The organism is Streptomyces sp. UNOB3_S3 (assembly GCF_020740895.1).
Lineage (GTDB): Bacteria > Actinomycetota > Actinomycetes > Streptomycetales > Streptomycetaceae > Streptomyces.
This window is the reverse complement of sequence record NZ_JAILXP010000658.1, coordinates 1-1,744: the sequence shown is the minus strand read 5'-3', so window position 1 is coordinate 1,744 and position 1,744 is coordinate 1. Positions and strand designations below refer to the sequence as shown.

The 1,744-nt window shown below is 78.6% G+C and carries 1 pseudogene; it reads left to right on the top strand.

Going from position 1 to position 1,744, the window contains the following annotated elements:
- Positions 1 to 1,744 (top strand): annotated as a pseudogene (locus tag K6I33_RS34780) (hypothetical protein); the annotation flags it as partial.

The window sequence follows — 1,744 nt, the reverse complement described above, 5'->3', positions numbered from 1 at the left end:
GGGGGCGTACGGCGACGTGCGCGCCCCCCGGCCCGGCCGGACGGCGCGCGTACCCGGCCAGGCGCGGGGCGCGGGGGAGGAGTGGAACGGCGCCGGGCGCCCCCCGGTGCTGGGGCGGCGGTCCCGGAAGGCCGTCCCGGAGGAGGAGCGCGCCATCTCCTACACCTCCGCCCGCCCCGGGGCCTACGAGCCCCACGAGCCCCGCGACCCCGACGTGCCGTACAGCGAGGGATGGTCGGACGCGTGGGCCCGGACCCGTTCCGCCGCCCGGCAGGACGCCCTGCAGGAGCCCGGCGGCGCCCACGAGCCCGCCGAGACGGGCGAGCCCGCGGAGCAGCCCATCGGGCCCATGGAGCCCATGGAGCCCATCGTCCTGGAGGTGCATGAGGAGCGGGCGGAGCCGGAGGCGCCCGCCGGGGAGCGCGGCGGCGGGGGCGCCGCCCCGCCCGCCCGGCGGCGTACGTCCGGCGACACCCCCGCGGCGCTCGCCGACCGGTTCCTGACCGCCGTCGTGACGCTCTTCACCGCCGACCCCTGCGCCGCGCAGCCCCTCATGTGCCGCTGGTTCGCCGACGAGCGCCCCCTCCAGATCACCCCCGCCGGGGCCAGGGTCCGTCTCACCGTCGCCACCGCCGCCCAGGCCCTCCTCCACACCCACCGCCGCCGGGCCGTGGACGACCTGACCGAGGCGCTGGTGGAGGCCGCCCACCCCCGGGCCGACGAACTGCTGGCCGCCCTGGCCGAGGACGAGCCGTCCGCGCTGTGCCGGGCCGTCGACCGCTGGGCCCACGACGACCGCGTCGAGCGCCACGTGGCCGCCGCCGCGTACGCGCTGCGCACCGCCCCGCACGTCGTCACGTCCGCCGACCGCGAGCTGCTGCGCTACGCCGCGCTCGCCCTCCTGGAGCGGCCCGACGAGGGCACCCTCCACGGCACCGCGCTCGCCCTGCTCGTCCGCGACCCCGGCACCCGCGCCAAACACCTCCCGCAGGCCCTCGCCGCCTTCGCCACGGGCGACCTCAACCTCCCGCCCGACGTGCTCGCCCCCGCCCTGGAGACCCACCCCGACCAGGTGCTCGACGTCTTCCGGGCGCGCCTGTACGAGCCGGGGGAGCGGCCCGCGGCCGTGCTGCGCACCCTCGCCGGGATCTCCGCCCCCGCCACCCTGGCCCGCCGGATCACCACGCTGGTGCGCGAGCACGTCGACCACCGCCCCGAAGGCGCGGCCAACGCCGCCGACTTCGTCGACCGCCGCCTGGAGTACGGCCCCGCCGCCCGTTCCGTGCTCTTCCCGCTCGTCGTCGACCTGCTGCGCACCGGGACGCCCCAGGTGCGCCGCGCCCTCGCGCCCGTCCTCGCCGACCCCGGCACGGCCGTGTCGCGCCCGCTGCGCCAGGAGCTGCTCGAGGTGCTGATGGAGCGCGAGGAGTACGGGCCGTACGACCGCGACGCCACCGTCCTCGACGCCCTGCTGCGCGCGGTGGCCGCCGGCGCGGCCGAGCGCACCGAGGCCCGTACCCGCGACCTCGTGCACCGCACCGGACTGCTGATGGCGCGCACGCCCGAGGGGGCCGCCTGCTTCGACCGGAGACTGACCCAGCTCGCCCGGGAGAACCCGGTCTTCGGCGTCCAGGTTCGCGGTTGGCTGAAATCCGCGCCGGCCCAGTGGGCCGTGGTCGTGGGCCCGAGCGCCCGTATCCGCCTGACCGCAGGGCGTGAGAAGGGGGGTGGAGGGGGTCAGGGG